Origin of the sequence: Kitasatospora sp. MY 5-36, from assembly GCF_001182915.1 — a bacterium.
GTDB lineage: Bacteria > Actinomycetota > Actinomycetes > Streptomycetales > Streptomycetaceae > Kitasatospora.
In genome coordinates this window covers 1-6,266 of the sequence record NZ_LFVW01000647.1, presented here as the reverse complement: position 1 = coordinate 6,266, position 6,266 = coordinate 1, and the positions used below count along the sequence as shown (strand labels likewise).

Below are 6,266 nucleotides of genomic sequence, written 5' to 3'. Positions count from 1 at the left end.
TGGCGGGCGTACTCCTCGATCCGGTGCACCTGCAGCTCCCGGATCGAGAGCCGGTCCTTCCCGACCCGCTCGCCCAGGTCCTGGTACCCGGCCAACGCGGCGTCCAGCGCGGCCTGTTCGCGCTCCAGGTCGTGGAACGCGGCGTCCACCACGGCCTGCTCGCCGACGGCCCCGTCGAAGTCCGCGTCCCGCCCGCCGTACAGCTTGGGCAGCGGCTCGCCGTCGGTGATCCAGTTCCGCCAGTCCCGTTCCACCCGGGCCAGGTGCCGGACCAGGCCGAGCAGCGACATCGTGGACGGCGGCACCGAGCGGCGGGCCAGCTGCTCCGGGGCCAGGCCGTCGCACTTCATCCGCAGGGTCAGCCGGTAGTTCGTCAGGTAGTCCTGGAGGGTGGCGAGTTCGCCGTCCGGACTCGGGCCCTCGCTGTTGCGGGGGTCGTCGTCCGGGTCAGCCCACATGTCGGGGTAGACGGTCGCCTCGGTCCATCGCACGGGTTGCTCGGTCATGCCCGGCATCCTCCTTCGCAACCACCCCCGGCCGCCACCGGGTTATCGCACCCCCGGCCCCCGGAGCAGCCGCTCGCCCTCCGCCCCGAAGGCGGCCCGGAGCACGGTGGCGACGTCGGCCTCCGGCACGGCGGCGCGGACCTCCGCCAGGACGCCCGGGAACCCCTCGTCGTCGATCACGCCCCGGTGCTCCCGGCGCAACCGGTGGACGAGCGCGACGAGTTCGGGGCGCAGCCGCATCCAGGCGCGGACGGCGTCGACCTCCTCCTCGACCAGCCGCAGGAACCAGCGCATCACCTCGTACGGGATGTCGACGGCCCGCCCCCGCGGGTCGAGGCTGATCGTCGGCTCCCGCGCCGGGTCCTCGTCGGGGACGACCGCGGCGACCAGGGCCCGCGGGTCCGCCCGGAGGCGCAGCTCCAGGAAGTAGGCGTCGTCGGACGGGTCGTACCCGGTGGTGACGCTGTAGTCCGGATCGGGGCTCGGCGTGGGCATGGTGGGCATGCTGCCAGGCGCCGCTCCCGCTGGGCGAGGGCGTTTCGGGGGCGTCCGCGCACGGGACGTCGGACCGGCCGGCCTCCCGTGCGGGGTGGCGGGGCTCAGTCGGTCAGCAGGCGGGCGCGCAGGGTGTCGATCTGCGCGCGGTCGATGCCGAGGGCGCCGGTGAGGTAGGCCTCGACCGAGCCGTGGCGGTCGGCGAGGTCGGCGAGGGTGAGCCGGATGACGGCCTCCGGGGCGCGCCCGTAGCCGGGCCAGCGCAGGGTGCGGCCGGGGTGGGCGGCGTGCCACTCGGCGACGAAGTGCGCGGTGGCGAGCTCGGTGAGGGCGAAGTCGGCGGCGATGTCGTCCTCACCGACGCCGAGCAGGGTGAGCAGCAGGGCGGCGATCAGCCCGGTGCGGTCCTTGCCGGAGGCGCAGTGGAAGACCACCGGGGCCTCGGCGGCCGTGATCACGTCCAGCGCCTGGCGGATCTCCTTCACCCCGTCCTCGGCGACCTCGGCGAAGCGGTCGGCGAGGTGGCGCCAGGGGTCGACCTCCGGGTCGATCTCGGCCTGGTCGTACGGGCGGTGCTCGATCGAGAGGTTGTGGTACTCCAGACCCTCGAACCCGGGCACCCGGCCCTTGGCGGCGATCTCCCAGGGGTAGCGGAGGTCGATCACGGTCCGCACGCCGAGCGCCCGGAGCCGGTCCAGGTCGGCGGGGGAGCCGAGCTTGCCGAGCGAGTCGGAGCGGTACACCAGCCCCCACCGGACGGACCGCCCGCCGGCGCCCGGGTAGCCGCCCAGGTCGCGGAAGTTGTGCAGGGCCTCGAACTCGATGTGACGTGTGGTCATGCGCGGCACTCTAACCAGCACGTCAAGCGCCGCCGGGCCGGGGGAGCGGCGGCGGCCGGCCCGGGCGCCGCCGTCTGTCAGTGGTGTCGGGCAGGATCGGCACGTCGGTTCTTCGGAGGGACGGAAAGGGCGTCATGGCGATCACGAATGAGCAGGTGACGGAGCAGGAGTTCCTGCGGGAGATGTCCGAGGACCCGTACTTCCCCGACCACCTCGTGGCCAAGGGCAGGGCCATCCTGGTGCGGCTGTGCGAGCGGATCGAGGCCGAGCGGCCGGCGGACCTGCCGGCGCTGTACGTGCTCTCCCACGCCGCCGCGGAGGAGTTCAACCGTCTGGACACGGAGTTGAAGGCGGCGGGGAGCGAGATCGAGACGGCGGCGCGGGAGGACATCGCCGAGGCCTTCTGGATCATCGCCTCGGCCTACGGCTTCGAGGACGCGGACGTGGAGGAGATGGTCGAGCCCCGGGAGTGGTGACGGGCACCGCCCTGCCCTACACGCCGCGGTCGGCGAGGACCTCGCGGACGACGTGGCGGGCGTTGGCGGTCAGGGCCTGGTCGGTGTGGCGGTAGTACGGGATCGTCACCAGGGCGAGGGAGAACGCCCAGGCGCGGCCGCGGGCCCACATGGCCTCGTCCGCCTGGAGGGCGGCGCGGAAGGCGGGGCGGGCGGTGGCGGGCAGCAGGTTCCAGGCGGCGATCAGGTCGGCGGTCGGGTCGCCGACGCCCATCAGGGCGAAGTCGATGACGGCGGCGAGCCGGCCGGCGCCGGTGAGCAGCAGGTTGCCGGGGGTGAGGTCGCCGTGCAGCCAGACCGGCGGGCCGGCGTAGTCGGGCAGTCGAAGTGCCTTGTCCCACAGGGCGGTCGCGGCCTCGGTGTCGATCGAGCCGGAGAGCTGGGCGATGGCCGCGCGGGTGGCGCCGTCGCGGGAGGCGAGCGGGACGCTGCGCTGGGAGACGGGGGCGTCGGCCGGGTCGACGGCGCGCAGGGCGTTGACGAAGCCGGCCAGGTCGCGGGCCAGCGCCTGGGGTGCGGCCAGGGCGTGGACGACCGGGTTGGCGCCGTCCAGCCAGTGCAGGACGGACCACTCCCACGGGTAGCCGGCGGCGGGCCGGCCGACCGCGAGCGGTGCCGGGACGGGCAGCGGCAGCCGCGGGGCCAGCCGGGAGAGCCACTGCTGCTCCCGCCGCAGGCCCCCGGCGGCCCACTCCACCCGGGGCAGCCGGACGGCGAGTTCGGGCCCGAGGCGGAACATCGCGTTGTCCGCCCCGGAGGTGGCGGCGGGGGTGACCGGGAGGCGCTCCCACTGCGGGAACTGGGCGGCGATCAGCCGCCGCACCAGGGCCGCGTCGACCACCGGCCCGTCGGGGTGGATCCGGGTGGCAGCGCACATGCCCGGCAGCGTACAGCTCCGGTCGTCGCCGTTCAGCCGGATTGCCGAACTGCTCACATTCCGACGGTCGTTCGAACCGGAACGCGCGATTTCGGCCACCCGGCGACGGCCCTGACGGCCCTGACGGCTCTGACGGCCCTGACGGCCCTGACGGCCCTGGCGGCCCCGACGGTCACCCGAAGGTGACCCGCACCCCGATGGTGCCGCCCTTGCCGAAGCGCAGCACGTTGGCGGTCAGCGCCACCGCGCACAGCAGGCCGTACTTGCGCCGCAGCAGCTTCCGGTAGGCGGGCGCCCGGTCGGGGTCCAGCACCGCGGCGGCCGGCACCTGGGCGCCGAGCAGGTTCCCGCGGATGTCGCTGGGCCCGACCAGCACGTCCGAACGGTTGCGCAGGCGCTTGACCTTGCCGGTCTTGGTGACGGTGGTGAAGACCAGCGCGTCCCCGTCGCGCGCGACCCACACCGGGGTGGCGACCGGAGTGCCGTTCCTCCGGTAGGTGGTGAACAGCAGGTACTTGGCGGCGGCGAGCCGCTCCAACTCGGCGGCGGCATCCAGAGTGTCCATGCCCGCCAGCCTAGGAAGCCGCAACTGGGCCCCGCTCAAGCCTCGGTGGAGCCCCGGGGCCGTCAGCCGGAGGCGCGCGCCACGCCCGGCCGTCCCGGGGGCGGCCGGTCGGTGTCGTCGGCACCTGCCAGAATGCAGGGCGTACGGCGCAAGCACTGATGGAGAAGGTGACCGGCTTCGTGACCACGCCAGTCGAACAGGTGGCCCGGCAGGCCCAGCAGGCGATCGAGCGGCAGATCGCCGAGGAGCTGGGTGTCCGCGAGGGGCAGGTGAAGGCGGCCGTCGATCTGCTCGACGGCGGCTCGACCGTGCCCTTCGTGGCCCGCTACCGCAAGGAGGTCACCGGCTCCCTCGACGACGCCCAGCTGCGTGCCCTGGAGGAACGGCTGCGCTACCTGCGCGAGCTGGAGGACCGCCGGGCGGCCGTGCTGGAGTCGATCGAGGCCCAGGGCAAGCTGGACGACGCGCTGCGCGCCCGGGTGCTCGCCGCGGACTCCAAGGCCCGCCTGGAGGACATCTACCTGCCGTTCAAGCCGAAGCGGCGCACCAAGGCGCAGATCGCCCGCGAGGCGGGCCTGGAGCCGCTGGCGGACGCCCTGCTGGCCGACCCGGGGCAGGACCCGGCCGCGCTGGCCGCCCAGTACCTCAACGAGTCGGTGGCGGACGGCGCCGCGGCCCTGGAGGGCGCCCGGGCGATCCTGGTCGAGCGCTTCGGCGAGGACGCCGACCTGGTCGGCTCGCTGCGCGAGCGGATGTGGACCCGCGGCCGGCTGGTCGCGAAGGTCCGCGACGGCAAGGAGGGCGACGGCGCCAAGTTCGCCGACTACTTCGACTTCGCCGAGCCGTACACCCGGCTCCCCTCGCACCGCATCCTGGCGATGCTGCGCGGCGAGAAGGAGGAGGTGCTCGACCTCGACCTCTCCCCGTACGACGGCGAGTCCGAGGGCGACCTTCCGGGCGAGAACGACTACGAGCAGCGGATCGCCGCCCGCTTCGGCATCGCCGACCGCGGCCGCCCGGCCGACAAGTGGCTGGGCGACACCGTCCGCTGGGCCTGGCGCACCCGCGTGCTGGTCCGGCTCGGCATCGACCTGCGCGCCCGGCTGCGCGCCGAGGCCGAGGAGGAGGCGGTGCGGGTCTTCGCCGCGAACCTGCGCGACCTGCTGCTCGCCGCCCCGGCCGGCACCCGCGCCACCATGGGCCTGGACCCGGGCTTCCGGACCGGCGTGAAGGTCGCCGTGGTGGACGCCACCGGCAAGGTCGTCGCGTACGACACGATCTACCCGCACCAGCCCGCCAACAAGTGGGACGCGGCCCTGGCGACGCTGGCGGCCCTGGCGAAGAAGCACGACGTCGACCTGGTGGCGATCGGCAACGGCACCGCCTCCCGGGAGACCGACAAGCTCGCCGAGGACCTGCTGGGGCGCCACCCCGAGCTGAAGCTCACCAAGGCGATGGTCAGCGAGGCCGGCGCCTCGGTCTACTCGGCCTCCGCGTTCGCCTCGCAGGAGCTGCCGGACCTGGACGTGTCGATCCGCGGCGCGGTCTCGATCGCCCGCCGGCTCCAGGACCCGCTGGCCGAGCTGGTCAAGATCGACCCGAAGTCGATCGGCGTCGGCCAGTACCAGCACGACCTGAGCGAGGTGAAGCTCTCCCGCTCGCTGGACGCCGTGGTCGAGGACTGCGTCAACGCCGTCGGCGTGGACGTCAACACCGCCTCGGCGCCGCTGCTCACCCGGGTCTCCGGGGTCACCGGCACGCTGGCCGACAACATCGTCGCGCACCGCGACGCCAACGGCCCGTTCCGCACCCGCCGGCAGCTCAAGGACGTCTCCCGGCTCGGCCCCAAGGCCTTCGAGCAGTGCGCGGGCTTCCTGCGCATCCCCGGCGGCGAGGACCCGCTGGACGCCTCCAGCGTGCACCCGGAGGCCTACCCGGTGGTGCGCCGCATCCTGGCCGCGACCGGCGGGGAGCTGCGCGAGCTGATCGGCAACGGCGAGCGGCTGCGGGCGCTGCGCCCGGCGGACTTCGCCGACGACACCTTCGGCGTGCCGACCGTCACCGACATCCTCGGCGAGCTGGACAAGCCGGGCCGCGACCCGCGCCCGGCCTTCCGCACCGCGACCTTCAAGGAGGGCGTCGACAAGATCGGCGACCTGGAGGTCGGCATGGTGCTGGAGGGCGTGGTCACCAATGTCGCCGCCTTCGGCGCCTTCGTGGACGTGGGCGTCCACCAGGACGGGCTGGTGCACGTCTCGGCGCTGTCGAGGAACTTCGTCAAGGACCCGCGCGAGGTGGTCAAGCCCGGCGACATCGTCAAGGTCCGGGTGCTCACGGTGGACGTGCCGCGCAAGCGGATCGGGCTGACCCTGCGGCTGGACGACGAGGTCGGGCGCGAGCGTGGCGGCGACCGCGGCGACCGCGGTGACCGCCAGGCCCGCCCGCCGCGCCAGGAGCGCCGGGGCGCCG

At 74.2% G+C, this 6,266-nt stretch carries 7 protein-coding genes; 2 read left to right on the top strand and 5 right to left on the bottom strand.

What is annotated here, in order from left to right:
• From AE652_RS32650 to AE652_RS32640, 3 genes are all read right to left on the bottom strand, one after another.
• Window positions 1–506 (bottom strand): DUF664 domain-containing protein (locus AE652_RS32650; protein ID WP_082346124.1); only part of this gene is annotated, 506 nt, incomplete at its 3' end.
• A 42-nt stretch (window positions 507–548) separates the two neighbouring features.
• Complete coding sequence (locus AE652_RS32645) at window positions 549–1,001, bottom strand: hypothetical protein (RefSeq protein ID WP_049658170.1); 453 nt, start codon at window positions 999–1,001, stop codon at window positions 549–551.
• A 104-nt stretch (window positions 1,002–1,105) separates the two neighbouring features.
• A complete protein-coding gene (locus AE652_RS32640) occupies window positions 1,106–1,840 on the bottom strand; it encodes a tyrosine-protein phosphatase (RefSeq protein WP_049658166.1) in 735 nt (244 codons plus the stop codon).
• A gap of 134 nt (window positions 1,841–1,974) precedes the next feature.
• Here AE652_RS32640 and AE652_RS32635 point away from each other — a divergent pair, with 134 nt between their 5' ends.
• Window positions 1,975–2,316 carry a DUF5713 family protein gene (locus tag AE652_RS32635; RefSeq protein ID WP_049658165.1) on the top strand — a complete coding sequence of 114 codons (342 nt, stop codon included), beginning with the start codon at window positions 1,975–1,977 and terminating at the stop codon, window positions 2,314–2,316.
• A gap of 16 nt (window positions 2,317–2,332) precedes the next feature.
• On the opposite strand, the gene AE652_RS32630 is transcribed toward AE652_RS32635, so the two are convergent.
• Window positions 2,333–3,232 carry an aminoglycoside phosphotransferase family protein gene (locus tag AE652_RS32630; RefSeq protein ID WP_049658163.1) on the bottom strand — a complete coding sequence of 300 codons (900 nt, stop codon included), beginning with the start codon at window positions 3,230–3,232 and terminating at the stop codon, window positions 2,333–2,335.
• A 172-nt stretch (window positions 3,233–3,404) separates the two neighbouring features.
• Window positions 3,405–3,797 carry a PPOX class F420-dependent oxidoreductase gene (locus AE652_RS32625; RefSeq protein ID WP_049658162.1) on the bottom strand — a complete coding sequence of 131 codons (393 nt, stop codon included), beginning with the start codon at window positions 3,795–3,797 and terminating at the stop codon, window positions 3,405–3,407.
• 158 nt (window positions 3,798–3,955) lie between these two features.
• Here AE652_RS32625 and AE652_RS32620 point away from each other — a divergent pair.
• Window positions 3,956–6,266 (top strand): Tex family protein (locus tag AE652_RS32620; RefSeq protein WP_107086602.1); only part of this gene is annotated, 2,311 nt, incomplete at its 3' end.